Genomic DNA, 20,588 nt, shown 5'->3' with positions numbered 1-20,588 from the left:
GCCGGTCCATGGGGGAGGATGCTGGGTGGAAACCCCCGCGCGGTCCAGTGTCCGATAATCCACCATTGTCGGACACTAGGAAGAGGGCTTCGGTCTGTTATCGTGCCTAGATCGCAGTGAGGGGGTGGTTGCCACGCCACACGTCTAATGGAGAGCCAAAAATTCCTTCTTGTCCCTCTGGTGCGCCCATCAAGCCGCAGCGGTGAGGTAAGATTGACTGACGCCGTAACGCCACTACGCAGAACTTAGGGAGGCCTGATGTGCCCCGCCTGAATTGGGAAAAAGCACGCCGACGAGCATGGGGAACACAACCCATCTTACGGGAGGACCAGACCCTTTCTGGAAGGCACCTCGTCCCCAATCCCTCGCCCACACGAGTGCCGGAAAAGCCGAAATCGACCTTCGCTCATCTGGTGCCTCCCCCGGACGGACGGATGGCACGCTATGAGCGCCGCAAGGTGGCATCAGAGAGAATGAAAGCCGCGTTTGCTGTTTATCGTCAGGAACAAGGTGATGCCGCAAAAGCCTCGCCGCCCGGCAATCAGTCTGTGCCACCGATGTCTTCAACCATGCTCCAGATGGAGAGGAACCTACTAGATCGTATCAACGCAGCCGCCAAGGCAGACGGCATGGAGTGCTCGGCCTGGATCCGCGACGCCTGTATCCAGCGACTGGGGTGCCAAGGCCGGTGAGCGACAACACGCCAGCCACCCACACGCCTCGCATGGTCCTCGCGGCCTGTGGGGCAGCATTGGGCACCTGGACGCTATCGTAGAATTGGTGGGCGCCTAGCTCGACACGGAGCGACTGCTAGCAGGGCCAGCAGTCCCTCGACTGGGCCCGTTGGATGGACCAGTCGAGGGAGTTTCAGAACCTTGGTTGCTTTTTGCTGGTTCTACCGTGCTGTTGGCTAATTCTGAGCAGTCATTCCAGCAAGGTTCGACAGAACGCACCCACCAGTCGCGCCGAGTATGGCAAACGCCACAACAATAGGCCCAGCCGGGACGGCCGCTGCGCTCACAGCCGTAACAACGCCCATCTGCACAAGAGTAAGCTTGTTGCTCATGTTTCTGCTCTCGCTCCGTTCATTGGCTCTATGCCAATGCTGCGTTCTTCGCGACAATGTCGACATTTGAAACGACCGTCGAGCATCATGGACCGTAAGATTCTTGGGGTCGGCCCTCGAACCGCAGAGTTCTTGCGCCAGCGCTATCCCAAATCGCGCGCCAAGCTGATAGCGAGGGATTTCGGCGTCAGCATTGGAACTGCTGAGCGCTGGCTCAGAGGTGCAGCACCAACAGTAGCTCACATCGAACAAATGACAGCATTATTTGGTGAAGAATACGTCAGAGTAGTTTTTGCCGAAGCATTTGCCAGTCAAGATCAACGCGTTGCAGCACTCGAAGCTTCGATTGTCGGAACTTTTGTTGCTGGTGGATTGGCAGGAATACTTGCCGGCACTGCCTATGCGCATGGATTGCTCAATCAGGGCGCTACTATATTCAGCAGCGCTGTTAACTGGGCCGTTGGTTTTATTGGCCTTTCGCCGAGCCATCAGTTGATCGAATTTCAGGCAAGTCCTGAACGAGTTCTGCTGATTGAGGGCCTTATTGAGACGGTTCCCGCTCTACCAGCCCCTTGACCAGCCCTCACGAGGGAATCCAGGCAGATTTTTGGTGAACCACAACGGGCCCTTGTCCTGAACTGGTGAGTGGATGGCCTTCGGGGGACGGCAGACGTGACGGCAGGAGCACCTCTGGCGCGGGCGGGCGGTAGTGCAGCGCGGAGTGCGGGCGGAGGGTGTTGTAGTGGCGGCGCCAGTCCTCGATCAGCACCTTGGCTTCGGCGAGCGTGTTGAACGGCGTTGTCAGGTCGGCGAGGTAGGAGCCAAGGAACACCTTGGCTGGCGCAGCCCTCACACAGTCCATCAAGTTCCGGTCACATCCCGCTAAGCGCTGAACGCGGTGTTGCGGACTTGACGGTGTTGGTCGGCGGTCAGGCGGTGACGACGGAGTTGGAAGTGATCGTGGATCCGGCAGTGGGCGGAGAGGAATTGTTGAGCGTGACGCGGCGACTTGAACCGCTACATCTGTCGTTCTCGTCGTCGTGTCGGCTGGTGTGACACCTCGGCGCCCGACGTCGCTTCAGCTCGTTCGCGAACAGCCGGCCGAAGCGCAGGCCCCAGCCCCGGATGGTCTCGTAGCTGACCACAATACCTCGCGCGGCAAGGATCAGCTCGACGTCACGCAGGCTGAGGCTGAAGCAGTGGTACAGCCACACCGCATGCTGGATGACCTCGGCTGGGTAGCAGAAGCCTCGGTACGGATTAGGCGAGGTCGTCATAGCGGGTAGGCTGCCACTACCCAACTAGTCGACCAACCTGACAATGCCTCCAACACGGCTCGCGCGGCTTCTGAAGCAGGCTCGGGCACATCGACGCTGTGAGGGAGCCGGTGGACGCTTGACCGGATCCTGCTCTGCAGTCTCGCGTCACATCAAACCCTCTCAACGTCGTTCGAGTGGATTACGGCGCCGCGGTAGTCATAGATCGGCGCGCTCTCGCCACTGGCAGGCTTCACGATGCGGGGCTTGTGAGCGGCGATTGTGTCAGCGGGCATGAACCTGCGATAGCACTCGCGGCCGTGGCGGGAACCCTGGTGGGCGGTCACGACAAGTAGGGAATGGATAAATCGCAGGATGGGGCGCTACTGGCAGTTTCTGGTCGACCTTGGGAGGTATTTCTGGGCGCTTCGGTACCTATGGACCACCTTACTGGTTCTCGGCGTCACTCTCTGGGTCATCCTTTGGTCACAAGACGAAACGACAATCCGCCGCTGTGGCGCGGCTCTGCAACTCCTGGGTGTCGCCACCGTCGCCGTCGGCATCCGCAACACCCGCCGGGATTTCGGCCAGCCCGGCTTTCTCGGAAGCGCCTGGCAGAACTTGATGGCTTTTCCCCGGCCGCCGTCCCAGGACGTCAGTGTGACGATTGAAGGGCAGCAGTTAGGGACGACAACGGATTTCATAGGCGGGGAAGCCACCGGCACTCTAACGTCGAGCGTGCAGGAGCAGATCGATGCACTGCGGCGAGAGTTATCTGCCCTGCAGACGGCGTTCACGAAGGGGCAGAAGGCGATTGACCGTCGGCTCGTTGAGGTCAGCCGGAAGCTTGTCGACGAAGAGGCAACTCGTGAGCGGGGCGAGCAAGTAGTGCGCTTGCTCATTACCAAAGCGCAGACGGGCGGCCTCAACCTTTCGGTCCTCGGCACGGTTTGCATTCTGCTCGGCACCATCATGGGTGGGCTGACGCAGGAGGTGGCGACAATTGGCCGGTTTGCCGCGGCCTGGGCCTGGGACTTGGTCAACGACCTTGTACGGCTGAACGCCATTTACTGGCGGCAGGGGTAAGTGCCGGTGGAAGCACGAGTACCTTTCCCGACCACCCCGGCGACACCGAACTAGGTTAGGCGTCGTCGCCGGACTGCCTGCCTCGCGTCCCAGGGATCGCTCGGGATGACGCGGGACATGACGGGATTCCGCAGGATGGTGGCTGAGGCCGAGGTCGCAAATTGGATTGCTAGGACCCCCCTCAAGCAAGCCGTGCGCACCCTATTATGGCGGCGAGGGTAGGGTGGGGCCGACGATGAGCACCCATGTCGGGAACACGAAGATGCGGGCCTTTGAGAGGCTCCAAATCTTTTGAAAAGAGATAGCATGAGGACTGCCGACAAATGCGCAGTCCTCATGCCAACACGGCCCCTGACAGTATAGACCACGCCGCCGAACTTTTATAACAGCATCACCTCATCAATTCCGTCTGTGCGTCCGTGTATTAAGCCGGTCCGATATTCGGACCAATGCCACCTGCCAGGAGTCCGATTTTTTCTTCGGTAGCGGATGCCGCGATAGGAGTGGCTTTCCCGCAGTTTTGGTCTGCAACAGAACTATGGCTGAAGTTCATAGAGACGCATCCAAACGCAACTCCTCCGAGAATGAAGGAAGCTAATATTTTATTCCTGATCTTACTATGCATCATGCAGCCCTCCCGTTTGGAATTGTACAAAGTTCTTGTTTTGCCCACGCTCTGAAATCGGCAAAATCGTCATCAAAGTACTCGTATTGGATATTTTCTATGCTTTCAAATGTCATGAAGCGCGAGTCAATTGCCTGAAGCCGCGCAAGGATGGCTGGATAATCAGACCGTTCGCCAAATCGCGAAGCAATAGCCAGAGCAGCAAATGGCGCTTCAAATACATGTGGAACCATTTGATTGTAGGCAAGCAACTGCTTGCGCATATCAGTTTTCTCGAGCCACTCCTGCATGTCAGCTGACGTGCGCTCACTTGGGCTGAGTGAGTTCCACTTATCGGCCAAGCGTAGTTGATTGATCTTATAGCGAAGAATAGTAACCCATGCCTGTTCTTGGTCAGGCACAGCATTAAGCAGTTTTGCAAGGACACTAACGATGGAACTCCAATCATTTGTCGAGTACTTACTTTGTTGGCTTTTTTTGTTAGAATTCCTCATGGCAAACACATAATAGAAAACGATGAGAGCCTTACCCCACAACTCTTGACTAGGCTCAATCGCGGTCAGCGCATCGTGCTTATGGATGTCAACAAGCATGCTCCGGCTGGAGAACTCGAAAGTCTGCTCCAGTTCAATAAACTTTTTCTCTCGGTATAATTCTCTGATAATAATCATTTGTTCCAGCGCGTCTGAGCACCAGGGCAATTTGATAAGTTCTTTCGCTCTGTGACCAAGATTGCGCTCCAATTCAGTCTCGTTTCTTGGCACGATTTTTCCAGTGGAGACATCCCTAACGTGGCGTTCGCTTTTCTTTGCAATCTGCGCGATCTGCCCCATTGTCTCTCCTCTACCCCTGATAACAGAGATGAGTTCGTCAGCTCTCATCGCCATCAGCGCCTCCTACCCTTCAGTTCCAAAGGCTAACCCTGTTCTGACCTCATCGTCTCGGAAAAGATACGCAAATTTTTTCCGGGAGTTATTCCCTAAATTGACCCGGCTTTATTTCCTGAAATAGATTTTAATCTTTTCGCCGAGATCTTTGAGGAATTATACCTTATTTTTAGTATGGTGACAGGAATAACTTGATGGGGTTGTCTGCTGTCGAGCCCGATCCGAATGCGATCGCGAGGCTCGGCAACGGAGGATCTACTCATGCTTACTGTGAAGCAGCTGTATCAAGCCGCGAGGGTCGCGGCCCTTATGGCCGCCGGACTTTGTGGAACTGTAGCCGCACTGCCAGCAGAAGCTGGCGGGCTGTGCGGCCCCGGAGGGCTGATCCGGGGTAGCGTGGGCGACTTCTGCGACCGTGTTATTGAGGGCCCAATTTTGACACCCGCGGCCCGCGGGGCTGTCGTCTCAGGCAGCGGGGCAGTTGGCATGGCCCTGGGCGGGGCTCCCGGTGCTGCAGTCGGCGCAGCCATTGGAAATTGCATCAACACCATGTTCGCAGGCGAGACCTGCGAGGCTTTGCGCTAGGGTTAGCTCACCGCCGATGTCCACAGGGCATCGGCGGTGTCATTACCGCACATGATCGCTTGTTAAGGTTCCGCAACCAAGGGCGAGGACTCTTGCGAGGTAGAAGGGCACCGCAGACTGTGGACTCTTGCGATATTGATTTGGGCGAATCGGACCGTAGGGAGGGCAAGCTCAAGCACCTCGGTGCTGCCTCTTGCCCCCAGATCTGCCGAGGACTGTTGCGAGCAAAGTGTGGACTGTTGCGAGCACTCAGCAGATCAGATCAGTAGATTGGCGCTATTATCCCGTGGACTCTTGCGAACAAGCTAATAGTTAGAATCTCTACTACCTCCAAGTAGCCTTCCTCGCAGGAGTCCACAGGCGACAGCCCCGCCCGGCATGGCATAAGGGCAAGGAGCCTAAGGAGAGAGCCGTGGGGACGGTGCATCGCCTGATTGAGGCGCAGGGCAAGGTGGGAGCCCTGGCAGCCGACATCGATCGTCGTGTTGTGGAAGCAGCTGCTTCCTACATGGCCGACGAGGATTCCAGCGTCGGGTTTATCTATTCGGGCTGGACCCAGGCAGCGCTCCCACACAAGCGGCTAGCGGACGACGCCGTCTGGAAGATCAGCTCGGAGCACGTGACGCTCCTGGTTGAGCCAGGCCGGCGGGCTGTGGACTCTAGCGAGCCTGAATGGGTGGGGGTGCCCTACGGGAGTCGCGCCCGCCTGATCTTGCTCTTTCTCCAGTCCGAGGCGCTCCGGACTGGCTCTCGCGAGATCGAGCTCGGGCGCAGCTTGCGTGCTTGGCTGGCCCGCCTCGGCATTCCAATCGGCGGCAAGAGCTTCAAGGACGTTCGAGAGCAAGCTGAACGGATCTCCCGCTGCCGCCTGACCTTTCACATCAAGACTGCTGGCCGCGCTGGTCTGGTAAACCAAAACATCGTGGACACGGCGATGTTCGTTGGCACCGAAGACCCCTCGCAGGGAGCGCTGTTCACTGACACGGTGCGACTCTCGGAGAGCTTCTTCGAGCAGCTCCAGCGCCATCCCGTGCCGATCGAGGAGGCAGCGATTAAGGCGCTTAGCAACAATTCGATGGCGTTAGATATTTATTGCTGGCTCACCTACCGGCTGCATGTTTTGCGCAGTCCGAAGCCGATTACCTGGAAGGCGCTCCAGTCGCAGTTCGGAGCTGGGTACAAGGGACTTCACCACTTCAAGCCGCGGTTCCTTGAGAACCTGCACTTGGCATGTGCCGTGTACCCAAGTGCCGAGATCGAGGTGGACGAGCGAGGACTAACGTTGAAGCCGGCACGGGCGCCAGTGATGCCACGGCTGGTGAAAAGCTGAGAAAACTCCGGCAAATGCGTCAACGGCTCGACGCCACTAAAGCCGCTCATCGCTTGAGTAAGGGGCATTTCACCGAGCGTGAGATGCGCGCTTACATGGTTCTTAAAGCGCAAAATCTTCCTTGCTCTTACCGCGCTCGATCGCTTCCGTGAGCCACTTCGGCATGCGACCGCGACCGGTCGATGTCGCGTCATCGGGCCCGCGGTACTTCACGGCAACCGGCTTCCCTGCATCGCCGCGCACTTTGCGTGCGTTGGTCTGTGGTGCAGCTTGCTTGCCCAGCAGCGCCTCCAGGCTGAGGCCCAGTTGAGCAGCTTTAGCCGTTATCTCTTCGAGCAACGCAGCGTTGGCGATTTCCTGTTTTTCCGCGCGCTTGGCCTCCGCCTCTTGGATCAGCTTCGTAAGATCTCGCATTGACAGGTTGTCGAGATTTAGGGTATGTTTCAATACTATAATTTTCCAGAGCTACTAGCTTCAATCCCGGCGTAAGCCAAGCATTGTTAAATAGTTTCCGACCAAACTTTAGTTATGTCAGAAATCATTCATTTTTTGATGTGACATTCTGACCTGATTACCTCAACGAGGAGGCTGCCAATTTGAGTTTGGTTTGAAATACGCAATTAATTGTGCCTCTCTTGCGCGATTGTGGCTCCAATTCATGAACGTCGCACAAACAGTCGCTCCGCTCTGGTCCTTAGCCTGAATTGGCTGATCCTGCCACTTGGCCCATCCTACCCCGGCTTCACGGCCCACCGCGTTTTCTCCAAAAGCGCCAGAACCTGCTTCTCTCGACGCGATACTATATCCGACGTAATCGGACCCCGCTGGAATGATCGCGCATACTGCTTGACAAGCAGCCGTGTTAGGATTTCCACCATTGATGAGACGGCCGAGGTCCCCGTGGACATTTCGGCTTATGAACCGCTGCGCTTGGTCCGTCTGTAGCAGTTCCTGCACTGAACCAGCGTAATCCCCAAGGTAAGCCCTCGCTCCACTTGTCAATATTCGGCGGACCTCCTGAGCAGTTTGTGGTGCCCCCATGCAGCCGGGGGTCCTAGTATAAGTGTAACGTCCATGTCCGATCGTCTGAGTCGCTACGGCTCCATACTCACCAGGGCGGCATTTCGGGCAGTTTCGTGCCTCGTACGAAATTACTTCGCCCCGAGCGGAAACACTGCAAATTAAAAACAATACGGTGGCTGCTGAAATCCTCATCTGAAGCCTCCTTTTCCCGCGGCCTTACTTTCAGCCAAGAGGCGAAACGCTGTTAACCAATTATTTATCGTGACTGTACAACTCCACGTGACCGAATGGAAATCCACACGCCTCGCTGATGCTCGCTTGTCCGCTTCGGGTAGGTCTAAATCTTGTGCGCCCCAGTTGGTCGGGCCTCGGGCATAAGTTCGCTTAGGACGAACTGCTTCATCACAGCAGATGCACCAACACACGCCTGCTGGTGATGGTGTGATGCCACGCGCGCAAGGGAAATGGAGCACTTCAGGCTTGAATGGACTCGCGGGTTCTGATTCGACGCTGTTGATGGAGCAGCGAATCTGGTGATGACGGCACCCCTGTCGCAGGACCTGCGCAAGCGCCTGGTTTGGGCTGTTGAGGAGGGCGCCTCGGCACGGGAGGCAGCAGCCCGGTTTGCCGTCAGTGCCTCGGCGGCGATCAAGCTGGTGCGGCGGGTGCGCCAGACCGGCAGCACGGCACCGGCCAAGATCGGTGGCTACCGCAAGCCGTTGCTGGCCGGACACGAAGAGTTCCTCCAGGAACTGACGGCCAGCCGGAAAGGGATCACCCTGGCGGAGATCCGGGCGGCCCTGATCGAGCGCGGCGTGGCACCAGTGTCGCTGATGACCATCTGGTCCATGCTGAAGCGGCTCGAGCACTCGCATAAAAAAGACCCTGAGGGCCTCCGAGCAGGACCGACCGGATGTGGCCGAGCACCGCCGCCACTGGCGGGTATGGCAGCGCTACATGGATCCGGAGCGCTTTGTCTTTCTCGACGAAACCGGCGCTGCCACGAACATGGTTCGGCGCTACGGCTGGGGTCCGAGGCGCGAGCGCCTGGTCGATGCCGCGCCGCACGGTCACTGGCGCACCACCACCTTCATCGCAGGCCTGCGCAGCACCGACCTCGTCGCCCCTCTCGTGCTGGACGGACCCATGATCGGCGATGCTTTCCTCGCCTATGTCGGGCAATTCCTCGCGCCCGTCCTGTCCAAAGGCGATGTGGTGGTCCTCGACAACCTTCCCGCCCACAAGGTTGCCGGTGTGCGCGAAGCCATCCGGGCCACCGGCGCCAGCCTGCTCTACCTGCCGCCCTACTCGCCGGATCTGAACCCAATCGAGCAGGCCTTCGCCAAGCTGAAGGCCCTGCTCCGAAAAGCCGCGGCCCGCACCCGAGAAGCCCTCTGGAACACCATCGGCCGCCTGCTCGAGACCTTCATCCCAGCCGAGTGCCGAAACTACCTCGCCAACTCAAGCTATGCGTCCGAGTAGCGCGGAAAAGCTCTAGTCTCCTAACTGTGGATGCCCTCATTCGGTGCAAATAAGAAAATTCACTACGATGGGTTCGTATCCAAATTCTCAATACGTCGGCAACACCCAAGAAGGCTCCTCGACAGAATCTGCGCTCGGCAGTTCTTCTCAAACTGCAAAGTCTTCCTTGGTCTTACCACGCTCAATGGCTTCCGCTAGCCACTTCGGCATGCGTCCACGACCGGTCCACGTGGCATCATCGGGTCCACGGTACTTCACAGCTAGCGGCTTTCCTGCATCGCCGTGCACCTTACGACCATTGGTCTTTGGTGCTGCTTGTTTGCCGAGCAGCGCTTCCAGGCTGAGGCCCAGCTGAGCTGCTTTGGCCGTCACTTCCTCAACCAGTGCAGCCTTGGCGCTTTCCTGCTTTTCCGCACGCTTAACTTCCGCCTCTTGGATCAGCTGCGTAAAATCTTGAACCGACAAGTTGTCGAGGTTTGGGAGGTGTTTCGCCATATCAATATTCCGAACTTTTGGCTGCAATTCCGGCGTAAGCCGAATATCGCATTATAGTTGCAAACCAAATATAATACATATCGTAATTGGCAGTGGAACTTGGAGGTATGTGACCTCCAGCCTGGCCCGCACCAAGGTATCGGCGTGAAGTCAGCTCCGGAGTCGGTTCGCCGTCACAGGCAAATGTCCGGACCGGGATCGCGACGCCAGCCGCCGGACAATCGCTCGGCCAACCAGGGGTGCACGGGCCGCCCCCGCTTGATAGCTGCTCGCAGGACGCGCACTGCCAACGCCTCGTCCTGACCGCCCAGGTACGGGGCAGCGTCGCGGCCGAAACGGCGGGTGTAGGCGCGCAACGCCGCCGCCACCGCGTCGGAAGGCGGCGGGGGCGGGTAGCAGTCCAGCGTGGAGTCGCAGGGGGTCGGCATCAGATCAGGACCCCGAACGGCGGAGGCCCGCGCCAGCCGCCGGAAAGTCGCGAAATCAAGTAAGGGCGAATCGGCCGGCCGCGCGCCACCGCCCTGGCCATCACCCGTGCGGCTACGTCCCGGTCCACGTGGAGCAGGTGCGGTAGGTCATCGCCAAACCGGGCACGGTAGGCGTCCAGCGCGTCGCCAAATGGGTCCGCGACATGATCCGGCCAGCGCCCGGACAGGCCCTCCGGCGGGGTCACCATATCTGCCCTGCCAGCACCAACAACATGGCCGCCCCTGCCACTACCAGAGCGATGTTGGTCACCCATTGTGCGACGCGCGGGCTCACGCGCTGGCCTCCTCGTCCAGGCGCGCCGCAATGCGGTCCACGCGCTCCTCCATGAGCTCTAAGCGCCCGTCGATGCCGGCCATGCTCACCACGATTCGGTCGCAGCCCTCCCGGATCGCCTGGAGGTGCTCGGTCCCCGTGTCCAGCTCGCCCCGGATGGCCCGCAGCAGTGCTAGGGCCTCCCGCTCCGCTTCCAGACTCATGAGGCCTCTCCGCTTCCCGCGTAGAAGCGTGCCACCGCTCCGCACCCGGCTACCAGCCGCTCCGCGTAGCACGCCGGCATGATGGATCCTCGGCGCCAATGGCCCAGTGCATCGCGCCGATCGCCCACATCGTCGGCCGGATGGAGGCCGGCGCCGAGCCAGAGGCGGCCAAGTGGTAGACAAAGGCGGAGACGGTCGCCGGAAGGGCAGGCAGCGGCTCCAGATCCTGGCTGGCGGCCCAGCCCGTGAAAGCGGCCGACGCCTTCCGCAGGGCGCGCTCCGTGGGAGCAAAGGCACCGCGGGCGGCGTGGGCGTGGGCCTCAAGCCGCGCGACCAGCGCCGGCAGCAAAGCAGGTGGGGCGGGGGCGGGGAGAGCGGTCATGCCTCACTGCCCAGCTCGTCGTCTTCTGGCGACTCCTCGCGGATGGCTTGGCGGTAGTGCTCCTTCAGTTGCTCCACTACCTGGGCGATCAGCTCGTTGCCGGGGAAGGGGTCGGCCGCCGCGTCAATGACGGCCTCCATCTTTGCAATGGCCTTATGGACGGCCTCGGCGTCACCTGGGTCGAACTCCAGCTGCAGGTCGATACCCTCCAGAGCGGCGGTGAAGTTGCCCAGCTCGGCCATCGCGTCCCTTGGCATCCCTCAGCCTCCATCATGCGCGGTAACTACCAGTACTGCGCACGATCCCGCAGGAGTCTTCCTAGCCCGCGGCGGCCCGGCGACTGTTAGCGGAGCTCAGAATTCCCAGAGGATGTGGGCTCACCAGGGGGTGCGCAACGTGCCGCAGCCTAGCACCCCCTGGCTTCCGATAAGTCTCTGTTGTCGGAAGTCAGCGAGAGAAGGAAGCAGCTCTCCAAAAAAAAGTCGGCAGACTTTAGACTAACCCTTCCTTCCCTCCCTCTATGTGCTATATTGCGGCGATGGCCACGATACCGGCAACGAAGCGAGCCTATGCCGAAGCCGGGATGTCCCCGGCGCTGGTTGATGGGATTGCGCGCTACCTGGGTCCCGCTGGTCTGCTGCCGCGTAAGGGGTTTGGCCGTCCCGCCAAGAATGCCGGCGTGAACTACGACGAGCTGACCCTTGGACATCAGGTCAACTTTATCCTTGGCTTTGGTAGCGATCCGAGTTCCGCCCCACACACGGTGGCCACACTTCGCCGCCTTGTTAGTCCGTCCAGCTCCGTTTTCTTTGGGCAGTATGTTGAGGGTTTGGTCTCCCGCCTTGCCGTGATGCCGCCCGAGATGAGGGCGGAGATCAAGGAGTTCTGGCGTCGGACGAAGGCCGAGATGATCCTGGACCCAGCCGAAGGTCGTGCCCGGATTTGGCAGCTTGGCTGGGAAGGCGATGCGATTGCCGTGCAGAACGGGGTGGTCGATGAGCCCGTGATTCAGGAATTCCACGATCCCGACAAGACGGGCAGCCTGGAAGACTTCCTCCAGGGTCCGAACAAGGGGGCCGTGGTTTGGCGGCGGCAGCCGGTGGAGCTTTCGCTTACCGTGTTGACCATCGCTGCGGAGCTGCTGGCGGGGACGCCCCAGCCCGTGAAGTCGAGTGCCCCAGAGGTGGGTGGGACTGAGGCCCCCCAGCCCAAAAACGAAGCAACCTCGGACCTTGCAGGGTCCGAGGCGCGCTTCACTATCAGCCAACTGCCAAACACCGCAGCCGGATACTCACCAAGCCCGGATAATAGCGGCAGGAAGGGAAATTTCCAGCCCTTCTTGTTTGGCAGTTGGTCTCCCGAAACATTTGGAGATCACAGCCATGGCCTTTGCGCCGGATGATGAGCTGATTCGTGCGCCCCGCCTCCCCACGGAGGTCAGGGGCATCGTCAAGAACGACACCCTCGCCGATCAGAGCGCCCTGGAAGGGGCGACCTACAAGAAGTGCTATCTCGCCATCGTGGACGGCAAGGTTCCGGCCGTCCGCATCGGCAGTGGCTGGGGCGTGTACCGGCGGGACCTGCCGGTGCTGGCCTCCGTGCTGAGGCTGCGCCTTCGCGAGGAGCGCCAAGCCGAGCCGAAGCTCGTCCGTAGCCGTAGCCGTAGCCGCAGCACCCCCGCCCTCAATGAGGGGACGGCGATCTCGGCTTAGTTTGCGGCCCCTAAATGCCAAAAGGCCCAACCCCCGGCGCGAACCAGGAACCGGGCCTCAGGATGAGATACGCCGAGCGGGACTACGACTATCGGAATTAATTGGCTGATCGTTTAAATACCGCGAAGCGTTTGGGGTTGCAACTGCCGTGATCGTCGTCCTCCCGAAAGGAGGTCGGCCATGCACACCATCGCCTTGCCATTCGGCACCGCTGCCAAGCTGCACATTGTCCCCGAACCGCAGGCTTCGGCTTCGGGCACCCCGTTCGCCGTCGTCGTCGCACGGAGCGACGAGCTGACCACCCCCACCGCCTTCACGAAGGCACTGACAGCGCCAGGCGCCCTCACTGCCGTACTGACGCATTACCGGGGCATGAGCTGGACTGATCGGACGGGCGAGATGCTCCTCGTCGCCACCCTGGACAGGGGCGGCATCGTCCTGATGAGCTTCGCCACCCTGGCGGACGCGATGGGGTGCCGGGCGAAGCTGCGGAAGCTGATCGGGGGTGCGGTATGAGCGCCCTGCATTCCCTCCTCTGGTGGGAGGCGCCGCCGCTTCACCTGACGACGCCTCAAGCGCAGCGTTTGGCCCGCAGGCTGCTTAGTCGAGTGCCATTCAACGCCTGCCAGACGGTGGCCCTCCTCCGGCTTTCGGTTTCGTGGCGGCCTCTGACACGGCGCGACCGGCAGATCCTCGGCTGCCTGGCTGCGCTCGCGGATCAGGGCGGGTGGAGGGGGTTGGTATGATGCCAGCCTCCATTCACCTCACGTTGCTCCCCGACGCCCCGGACGTGGATGGCTTGCCCCGCGCCGGCTTGGTGGTCCCTCCACAACCCGGGGCCGTGGTTCGTCGGCCCCTGCTGCTGCTCTTTCCGACCGTCGCAGCGGCGGTCGCGGCGAAGCAGGCCATGGAGGCGCCCCGCCATGGGTGACGTCATCCATTTTTCGCCCGCGCGCTACACGAACGCTCTGGTGACTCGTCTCCGGCGGATGTTCGATGAGGCTGCGGCCGAGTGGAAGGCGCGCGGCGCGTCTGCCTGGTATTTCGAGCTACGTGAGGACGCGGATCGTACCGTCGCGTCCCTGATCCGCGCTGGCCTACCGAGCCAAGCTGTCCTGCGCCGCACGCTGCGGCGGAAGGGGAAGGGCGCATGAGCGCGATCCCCACGTTGCACGTCGATCGGGACCGCGGTGGACGGACGGTTTCTTTCAGGTGCCCACACTGCAAGTGTCGTCACACCCATGGCATCGAGGGCGTAGAGGACGGCTCGCGCAACCACCGTCTGGCACATTGCTGGAGGACAGGCAGCCCCTTCGCGACGAACGGCTATCACTTGCAGATGGCTCCCCGCGATAGTGCCGTTGCGGCATGGGCGGTGACGCCATGAGTGTGCCGGTGCCCTTCCAGCCGATAGGGGATGCCCTCGCCGCCGCAGTGTCTCGCGCGGCTGACGCCGCGCTGGTTGAGCGGGTCGTCGTTAAGGCCATCCGCCCTGGCTTCGCTTTCATCGATTTGCGCATTCCCGGAGCGCACCTCCGGGGGATCGAAGCCCGCCGCGACGGACTCGGCCGAGTGGTGCTCCGCTGTCCAGAGCGTGCCGATCGGAACGGTCAGCTTTGGCCGGTTTACTCTCTGGCGCCGGCTACCCTCAACGCAGCGACTGCCGAGGTTTCTAGGCTGTGGCCTCCCGAGCGATCGGGGGGCGCTGGTTGACCGAAACCCTCACGATCCTTCGGACTACTCCAACCCCGCAGGGGGCGCCGCGCTGGGCCACGAAGCAGTGGTTGTGGTCGGCGTCTTCCCAGTCGTGGTCCAAGATCAGCTACGAGGCGGGCGCGCAGTTCACGGCTGAGGAACGGCTGGTGTCGAACCTCGCGGACGTGGCTGCCGCGGTGGAAGAGAACCGTGGCGATCCGCGGGCCTTCTTTGTCCGAGGCGCGCTCCTTCCCGAGGCACGGGCGGCGCTGGCGGAGAACCCGCAGCACCGTTTCCGGCGCGCCAAGAAGGCCAGTCGGACCGGTAAGGCCGCGACGCTGGAGGAGGTGGCGCGGCGCTGGGTAATGATCGACATCGACGGGTATCCCATGCGGGACTCCGCCGATCTCGCCGTTGACCCGGAAGAGGTTATCGAGAGCGCCATCCGCGACCTGCTACCCAAGTGCTTCCACGACGCGGCTTGCTTCTGGCAGCTCTCCAGCTCCGCTGGGTTCGTAGCCGGCGTGCTCAAGTGCCATTTGTTCTTTTGGCTGTCAGAGCCGATCAGCAACGAGGACTTCAAGCTTTACCTGCACGTTCACGCACCGGGCGTGGACCGGGCGCCGTTCAACGCCGCCCAGCCTCATTACATCGCGGATCCGGTTATCGAGGGCGGCCATGATCCGCTCCCCCGGCGCGCGGGCTGGATTAAGGGCATGGAAGAGGAGGTGGTGCTTCCGGCGCTGGACCTGGCGCAGCTCCGCGCCTCAATCCAGCAGCGCCGGGAGCGCGTGGCTACAGGTGCCGGCCTGGACGCCAGCGCCGCCCGCACTGTCGCCGGCGCCTTGGCTCTCCTGGGCGATGGCGAGGGGCGCGAGGGCTGGCACAACCCATTGCGCCGGGCGACCTTGCTTTATGCCCGGCAGACGCCGCCGCAGAACCGTGACGACGACGCGGTGAAGCGGGTTTGCCGTGAGGGCATCCGGGCTGCGGCCGATCGTGAGCCGGGGCAGCACAAGGCCGCGGATCTCGCCCGGTTCGGCTCCGACGCCTACCTGGACGCCTTGCTCGATGGCGCCTTCGCGTGGATCGAGGCGAACAAGCGCGAGGTGCCGGAAGGCATCGCCCCGTTCCACGAGGCGCCCGCGCACAGCGTTGAGGACGCGCGCGGAGCCATCACCGGTCAGGTTGGAAATTTCCTGGCGGCGGCGACGGCTTGGCACAACCTGCCCGAGGATGAGCGGATTGACCCGCCCCAGGTTGGGCTGGCGGTCGAGGTTGGCGGCGGCAAGTCCACCGTCACCCGCACCGAGGTAAGCCCCTGGTCCGAGCAGCAGGAAGCCGCGCGTCTCCCTCATCGGGTTCTCTTCGGTGTACCGACTGTGAAGCTGGGCGGCTTGGCGGAGCAGGCTGAGGCGCACTTCGCGGACATGCCAGGACGGAAGGTGGCCATCCACCGAGGGCGCAATCAGGTTGATCCCAAGAAGCCGGATCAGACCATGTGCGCCGATCTGGACGCCGTGAAGCTGGCGGTCTCGGCCGGCGAGAGTGTTGAAACCGCCGTGTGCGGCAGCGGCATGGACGGAAAGCCTTCTTGCCCCTTCCGCAAGGGGGAGAACCAGTGCGGCTACTACGCCCAGCAGAGACCGGTAAAAGATGCGGACGTCATTATCGCCGCCCATGAAGCCATCTTCCATCTGCCTGCCGGCGTGAAGAAGCTGGGCTTGGTCGTGATGGACGAGGCGTGGTGGCAGGACGGCGTGAAAGGTGGCCGCCACGTCTTCGTGGACGACCTGCTCGACAGCGTGCGGCTGTTCCCCGTGCTCAAGCATACTCCCAGTGGACAACAGATCGTTGATCGGGAAGGCACGGACGATCTGCTCCAGTTCCGCGAGCATCTGGAGCATGTGCTGACGGCGACGCCGGAGGGATATCTGCAAGCTGCGCCCTTACGGGCGATCGGCCTGACCGCCGCCGATTGCGCCGCTGCAGGGGCGCTTGAGTGGAAGCGCAAGCGGGAAGGGTTGATGCGCCCGGGCATGGCGCCTGAGGATCGCCGTAGGGCAGCAGTTGAGGCCGGCATCAACGCGCAGCTCGTCCGGCTCACTGCCATGTGGAGCATCCTGGAGGATCTGCTGGCGGGCGAAGCCGAAGCCACGGGCCGCGCCGAGATGGCGTGGCGGCAGGACCGTGAAGGCAAGGACCGCTGGGCCATTTGCCTCAACACCCTGGACAAGGTGGTTGCGCCCGTACTCGGGGTGCCCGTGCTGCTGCTCGACGCGACGATGCCGGTGGAGCTCGTGCGGGCCTACCTTCCGCGGCTGGAGGCGGCGCCTCCAGTGCGGGTGAAGGCGCCGTTCATGGAAACTCGCCAGGTTCGCGGCGGCTGGGGCAAGACTACACTTCTGCCCGGGCGGGTTACGATCAAACTGGACGATCTCGGGCAGCCCAAGGCTTATGCGCCGGGCGATGCGACGCCTCGCCCCCTGCCCTCCACGCTGGCCGAGTTGCGGGATTTTGTGGCGGGGGAAACGCGCGGTGAGCCCGCCCTCGTTGTCACGTACCAGGACGCGGAGGCTGCGTTCGCTGGGCTGCCAGGGGTGGAAACGGCTCACTTCAACGACGTTGCGGGGAAGGACGGGTGGAAGAATGTCCGACACCTCTTCGTCATCGGCCGCCCTCGGCCCCGCTCCGATCAGGTGCGCGCCCTCGCCGCCGCCCTGACGGGGGAGCCGGTGCAGGTCGCGGAGAGCCACAAGGAAACCCGCGGCGTCCGGATGGTGGATGGCAAGAGCGGGACGGCTGAGGTCCGCGCCTATGCGAACCCGGCCGCTGAGGCGGTGTCCGCCGCTATCACCGACGCCGAGGTGATCCAGGCTGTCGGCCGCGCCAGGGGCATCAACCGCACCGAGGCCAATCCGGTCCGGGTCTGGATCATGGCGGACGTGGTGACGCCCCTCGTTGTGGATGAGCTTCTGGACTGGCGGGACATCGCCCCTTCGGTGGTTGAGCGGATGGCCTGCCGCGGCATCTTTCTGACCAGCCCGGCCGACGCCGCCAAGACCTATCCCGACCTGTTCCCCAGCATTGAGGCGGCGAAGAAGACCCTGCAGCGGTCGGGAGTCGCAAAGGCCGATTTCGGGGACAATCCCCTAAGGATATCTCTCCTTAGGAGAATGTCCCCGAAATCCCCTCTGAGGTTCACCTACCGCCCTTCTGGAAGAGGCCAGCAGACGAGGCAGGGGTGGGTGCGGCCCGACATGGACCCCGAGGATGTGTGGCGCTGGTTGGAGGACCGGCTGGGGGAACTGGCGGTCTTCACCCCGGATGAGCCTGAACCGGAGCCGCCTAGCCCCACGCCACCGCTTCCCAGCCGGCCAGAGCCGGTGGAGCCCTCTGGTGGGGCTGCGGGCCCCGCTCCTCCTCCTATCCACGTTCCAGAGGCCGCTGAGGCGGTGATGGCGGACGAGGATGGACGGCGAGACCGACCGGTGCGCCGTCAATTCCGGCCGTCACCTAGCTTCCCAACCCAACCGCCTGACCATGCCACCATCTTGCATGATGCAAATTCATCAATGGTCGCGTATCGATATGCCGAAATTATAGATTGGCAACGAAGCCCAGGAGGCGGAGGTGGTTGAAACTACAGGTTCGAAACAAAAGCGGCAGGGCTTCCAACCTGGGCAGTCTGGAAACCCTGCTGGACGGCCAAAAGGGTCGCGTCACGCTGCACTTCTGGCGCTCGATGCCATCGGCCAGGAAGCCGCCGCAGACGTGCTGCGGAAGGTCGTGGAGGACGCCAAGGGTGGCGATCTCCGAGCCTCGGAAATCCTGCTTCGTCGCCTTTGGCCAGAACGGAAGGGTCGCCCGATCGCGTTGGATCTGCCTCCTCTCGAAAAGGCTGCTGATGTTGTCGCAGGACTCGCTGTAGTCGCAGCAGCGATGGCGTCTGGGGATCTGACGCCTGATGAGGCGAGCGCGGTAGCAGGTGTCCTGGAAGGGCAGCGCAGGGCAATCGAGACGAACGACTTGGAAGCACGGCTGGCTGCGCTTGAAGCCGCGGCGGTGAAGTCATGAGCAATCGGCTCAACCCTCGCCTCGCCAAGCTGGAGACCGCAGCGCAGGGGCGTGGCGGCGTGCACGTCTTCCGGGTTCCTCGGAACCTCGAGGGCGAGACCCTGGCGCGGTGGAAAGCCGAGATGACCACAGGCATCCCACCGGCCGCGACGGCGGTGTTCGTAGCGCTTCGAGATGCAGGGAGAGCAGGAGCATGAACAGCAGGCTGACGCAGCGGCTAGACCGATTGGAGGGGACGCTGGCGCCTCCAATCGAGCGGGTAGTGGTCGCGCCGTGCGGCGTAGAGGGCGACGCGCTACAAGCGTGGAAGGCAGCGACACTGGCGAAGATGCCGCCGGCCACGAGGCTCATCCTCATCCACACGGGGGTGCCGCGAGATGGCGAATAGTCGGTTCGACGCGCGGCTCTCAAAGCTGGAGATGACGCCCGGCGCCGGATGGCAGACCTGGGCCGGCCGACCGATGCAGGAGTGGCCGGATGAGGCGCTCGTCGCCTTCATCGCTTCTGGCGAGGATCTCCCCGGAGGATCAACGGCCGCCAGCGTCTCGGACGAGATGCTGATCCAGGTCATAAGCGAAGCGGAGGCACGGCCGTGACCGGACGCCTTTCCACACGTATCTCCCGCCTCGATGGCGGCGGCGCCGCGCTCCAGCATCGGCAGATCCGCTCTCAGTGGTGGGCTTGGCGCGGCACGTCGCCGAAAAGTTGGCCGGCGAGCGCTTTGGATGCGTTCGACCGATCTGGCGATGCTGATGATCCCAAAGCTGGGGAGGTGCTGCGTGCTCTCTCCGACACCGACTTGGATTGGCTATTGATGAAGCAACTGGTTACCCACCGCGACCTGCTGCCGTCCGATCTGGCGGCGTTGTTGCCCGATATTGGCTGCCTTGGTAGGTGACTGGTCCCGGCCTTTAGCGGACTCTCCTACTGACGGCTCGAGCGGGCGAGTTTGGCCGATAGCGGCATGGGCGCTTTGGATCGGGCAGGACGTCGGAGCGGACCCAAGCGGCGCACGCCGTAGTCAGTTTTCGGCCCTGGGCGGAACTTCGAACCGGAGTTCTGCACCACGTAAGGCTCCGACTGAGCCGCATCGTACCACCAGTACGGAAGTCTTGGTTCTTGCGCTAATGTGGGCCGATGTGACCGACGGTCCTAATGCAGCCGCCCGGTGAGGTAGTCGATGAAAGCGCGCGCGGCCGCCGGAAGATGAAGGCGCGACAGGTAAAGGGCGTGAATGGGGTGGGCGGACGGCTCCCAGCCCGGGAGCACGACGCGAAGGGCACCGCTCGTCAAGTGCGCCGCGACCGCGAAGTGCGGGAGCATGGCAATGCCTATGCCTTCCAGGGAGGCCCGTCGCAGGGCAAGGGCCTCGTTCGTGCGGAACGGGCCATCGGCCTTCACGGTCACGCTCTCCCCGCCCGCGTGCAGGCTCCACTCGGCCGCGCCGAAGTTGGTGTAGGTCAGGCAATGGTGGGATTGCAGCGCCTCGGGCCGCTCCGGCGTGCCGCGCTCGTCTAGGTATCGCGGTGAGGCACACAGGACCGAGCGGCATTCCCCGAGCTTCCGGGCAACACAGCCGGGGTCGAGTTGTCTGCCAATACGGATCGCAACATCGATCCGGTCTTCGACCAGATCGACCGGCCTGTCAGAGGCACGAAGGTCGATGGACAATCGGGGATGCGCGCGTAGGAAGTCGGCCAAAAGCGGGGTTAGCTGCTCCTCCATCAGGATGGTCGGTGCTGCGATCCGCAGCAGTCCTTGCGGGCTGTCGCCCTCATCCGAGACGGCTCTCAGGTTCGCCGCGAGGCGTACCATCTCGCGCGAGAGCTCAAGCACCCGTTCGCCTGCCGTGGTGAGGCTCAGCCGTCGGGTGGTCCGATGCAGCAGCCGCGTTCCCGTCCACTCCTCAAGCACGCCGAGAT

General features: G+C 62.1%; 23 protein-coding genes and 1 pseudogene. 14 read left to right on the top strand and 10 right to left on the bottom strand.

Annotated features, from left to right (window positions below; translation table 11 throughout):
- Positions 1 to 434: 434 nt before the first annotated feature.
- Together D9599_RS26100 and D9599_RS26095 are read left to right on the top strand one after the other, a co-directional pair.
- Positions 435 to 692, top strand: a complete 258-nt coding sequence (locus D9599_RS26100) for a hypothetical protein (RefSeq protein WP_198384228.1) — start codon at positions 435 to 437, stop codon at positions 690 to 692.
- A 461-nt stretch (positions 693 to 1,153) separates the two neighbouring features.
- Positions 1,154 to 1,642 (top strand): hypothetical protein, encoded by a 489-nt coding sequence (locus D9599_RS26095; protein ID WP_198384227.1) that lies wholly within the window; start codon positions 1,154 to 1,156, stop codon positions 1,640 to 1,642.
- 7 nt (positions 1,643 to 1,649) lie between these two features.
- On the opposite strand, the pseudogene D9599_RS31605 reads toward D9599_RS26095, so the two are convergent.
- Together D9599_RS31605 and D9599_RS26085 are read right to left on the bottom strand one after the other, a co-directional pair.
- Positions 1,650 to 1,859: pseudogene (locus D9599_RS31605) on the bottom strand (integrase core domain-containing protein); the annotation flags it as partial.
- A 136-nt stretch (positions 1,860 to 1,995) separates the two neighbouring features.
- Positions 1,996 to 2,343 carry a hypothetical protein gene (locus D9599_RS26085; RefSeq protein WP_375373078.1) on the bottom strand — a complete coding sequence of 116 codons (348 nt, stop codon included), beginning with the start codon at positions 2,341 to 2,343 and terminating at the stop codon, positions 1,996 to 1,998.
- A 354-nt stretch (positions 2,344 to 2,697) separates the two neighbouring features.
- Between D9599_RS26085 and D9599_RS26080 the strand changes: the two genes are divergently transcribed.
- Positions 2,698 to 3,408, top strand: a complete 711-nt coding sequence (locus D9599_RS26080; RefSeq protein WP_198384226.1) for a hypothetical protein — start codon at positions 2,698 to 2,700, stop codon at positions 3,406 to 3,408.
- Positions 3,409 to 4,032: 624 nt separating this feature from the next.
- Here D9599_RS26080 and D9599_RS26075 read toward each other — a convergent pair.
- Positions 4,033 to 4,920: a hypothetical protein gene (locus D9599_RS26075; RefSeq protein WP_198384225.1), complete on the bottom strand. Its 888-nt coding sequence runs from the start codon at positions 4,918 to 4,920 to the stop codon at positions 4,033 to 4,035.
- A gap of 997 nt (positions 4,921 to 5,917) precedes the next feature.
- On the opposite strand from D9599_RS26075, the gene D9599_RS26070 reads away from it, so the two are divergent.
- Positions 5,918 to 6,835 carry a replication protein RepA gene (locus tag D9599_RS26070; protein ID WP_198384224.1) on the top strand — a complete coding sequence of 306 codons (918 nt, stop codon included), beginning with the start codon at positions 5,918 to 5,920 and terminating at the stop codon, positions 6,833 to 6,835.
- Positions 6,836 to 6,937: 102 nt separating this feature from the next.
- Here the strand turns inward: D9599_RS26070 and D9599_RS26065 are convergent, their stop codons facing one another.
- A complete protein-coding gene (locus D9599_RS26065; RefSeq protein ID WP_198384223.1) occupies positions 6,938 to 7,282 on the bottom strand; it encodes an H-NS family nucleoid-associated regulatory protein in 345 nt (114 codons plus the stop codon).
- Between the two features lie 1,112 nt (positions 7,283 to 8,394).
- On the opposite strand from D9599_RS26065, the gene D9599_RS26060 reads away from it, so the two are divergent.
- Positions 8,395 to 9,340 (top strand): IS630 family transposase gene (locus D9599_RS26060; RefSeq protein ID WP_232480924.1). Its coding sequence is split into 2 segments (ribosomal slippage): positions 8,395 to 8,712 and positions 8,714 to 9,340, totalling 945 coding nucleotides; the frame shifts between segments, so codons are not numbered across the junction.
- A 147-nt stretch (positions 9,341 to 9,487) separates the two neighbouring features.
- On the opposite strand, the gene D9599_RS26055 is transcribed toward D9599_RS26060, so the two are convergent.
- The 5 genes from D9599_RS26055 to D9599_RS26035 form a co-directional block, all read right to left on the bottom strand.
- Entirely contained in the window at positions 9,488 to 9,835 is a 348-nt protein-coding gene (locus D9599_RS26055) for an H-NS family nucleoid-associated regulatory protein (RefSeq protein ID WP_198384222.1), read from the bottom strand.
- A gap of 173 nt (positions 9,836 to 10,008) precedes the next feature.
- Positions 10,009 to 10,263, bottom strand: a complete 255-nt coding sequence (locus tag D9599_RS26050) for a hypothetical protein (protein WP_198384221.1) — start codon at positions 10,261 to 10,263, stop codon at positions 10,009 to 10,011.
- Positions 10,264 to 10,593: 330 nt separating this feature from the next.
- Positions 10,594 to 10,800: a hypothetical protein gene (locus D9599_RS26045; RefSeq protein WP_198384220.1), complete on the bottom strand. Its 207-nt coding sequence runs from the start codon at positions 10,798 to 10,800 to the stop codon at positions 10,594 to 10,596.
- Between the two features lie 49 nt (positions 10,801 to 10,849).
- A complete protein-coding gene (locus tag D9599_RS26040) occupies positions 10,850 to 11,182 on the bottom strand; it encodes a hypothetical protein (protein ID WP_198384219.1) in 333 nt (110 codons plus the stop codon).
- On the bottom strand, positions 11,179 to 11,439 hold the full coding sequence (locus D9599_RS26035; protein WP_198384218.1) for a hypothetical protein: 261 nt from the start codon (positions 11,437 to 11,439) through the stop codon (positions 11,179 to 11,181). The genes D9599_RS26040 and D9599_RS26035 overlap by 4 nt, the downstream gene beginning before the upstream one ends.
- Positions 11,440 to 11,765: 326 nt before the next feature.
- Here D9599_RS26035 and D9599_RS26030 point away from each other — a divergent pair, with 326 nt between their 5' ends.
- From D9599_RS26030 to D9599_RS25990, 9 genes are all read left to right on the top strand, one after another.
- Positions 11,766 to 12,584: a hypothetical protein gene (locus tag D9599_RS26030; protein WP_198384217.1), complete on the top strand. Its 819-nt coding sequence runs from the start codon at positions 11,766 to 11,768 to the stop codon at positions 12,582 to 12,584.
- Positions 12,565 to 12,894, top strand: coding sequence for a hypothetical protein (locus D9599_RS26025; protein WP_198384216.1), 330 nt, complete (start codon positions 12,565 to 12,567; stop codon positions 12,892 to 12,894). The genes D9599_RS26030 and D9599_RS26025 overlap by 20 nt, the downstream gene beginning before the upstream one ends.
- A 180-nt stretch (positions 12,895 to 13,074) precedes the next feature.
- Positions 13,075 to 13,410 carry a hypothetical protein gene (locus D9599_RS26020; protein ID WP_198384215.1) on the top strand — a complete coding sequence of 112 codons (336 nt, stop codon included), beginning with the start codon at positions 13,075 to 13,077 and terminating at the stop codon, positions 13,408 to 13,410.
- Positions 13,411 to 13,817: 407 nt separating this feature from the next.
- Positions 13,818 to 14,048 (top strand): hypothetical protein, encoded by a 231-nt coding sequence (locus D9599_RS26015; protein WP_198384214.1) that lies wholly within the window; start codon positions 13,818 to 13,820, stop codon positions 14,046 to 14,048.
- Between the two features lie 708 nt (positions 14,049 to 14,756).
- Positions 14,757 to 18,230 carry a hypothetical protein gene (locus tag D9599_RS26010; protein ID WP_198384213.1) on the top strand — a complete coding sequence of 1,158 codons (3,474 nt, stop codon included), beginning with the start codon at positions 14,757 to 14,759 and terminating at the stop codon, positions 18,228 to 18,230.
- Positions 18,223 to 18,666, top strand: coding sequence for a DUF5681 domain-containing protein (locus D9599_RS26005; RefSeq protein ID WP_198384212.1), 444 nt, complete (start codon positions 18,223 to 18,225; stop codon positions 18,664 to 18,666). Before D9599_RS26010 ends, D9599_RS26005 begins: the two co-directional genes overlap by 8 nt.
- Before the next feature lie 193 nt (positions 18,667 to 18,859).
- Positions 18,860 to 19,054, top strand: coding sequence for a hypothetical protein (locus D9599_RS26000; protein WP_198384211.1), 195 nt, complete (start codon positions 18,860 to 18,862; stop codon positions 19,052 to 19,054).
- Positions 19,044 to 19,262: a hypothetical protein gene (locus D9599_RS25995; protein ID WP_198384210.1), complete on the top strand. Its 219-nt coding sequence runs from the start codon at positions 19,044 to 19,046 to the stop codon at positions 19,260 to 19,262. Before D9599_RS26000 ends, D9599_RS25995 begins: the two co-directional genes overlap by 11 nt.
- Positions 19,259 to 19,564, top strand: coding sequence for a hypothetical protein (locus D9599_RS25990; protein WP_198384209.1), 306 nt, complete (start codon positions 19,259 to 19,261; stop codon positions 19,562 to 19,564). Before D9599_RS25995 ends, D9599_RS25990 begins: the two co-directional genes overlap by 4 nt.
- Positions 19,565 to 19,818: 254 nt before the next feature.
- On the opposite strand, the gene D9599_RS25985 is transcribed toward D9599_RS25990, so the two are convergent.
- The coding region (locus tag D9599_RS25985) for a LysR family transcriptional regulator (RefSeq protein ID WP_198384208.1) at positions 19,819 to 20,588 on the bottom strand (770 nt) is incomplete at its 5' end.

This window comes from Roseomonas sp. KE2513 (assembly GCF_016107305.1).
Classification (GTDB): Bacteria; Pseudomonadota; Alphaproteobacteria; order Acetobacterales; family Acetobacteraceae; genus Roseomonas.
The sequence above is the reverse complement of the archived record's forward strand: the minus strand, read 5'-3'. Positions and strand labels throughout refer to the sequence as shown.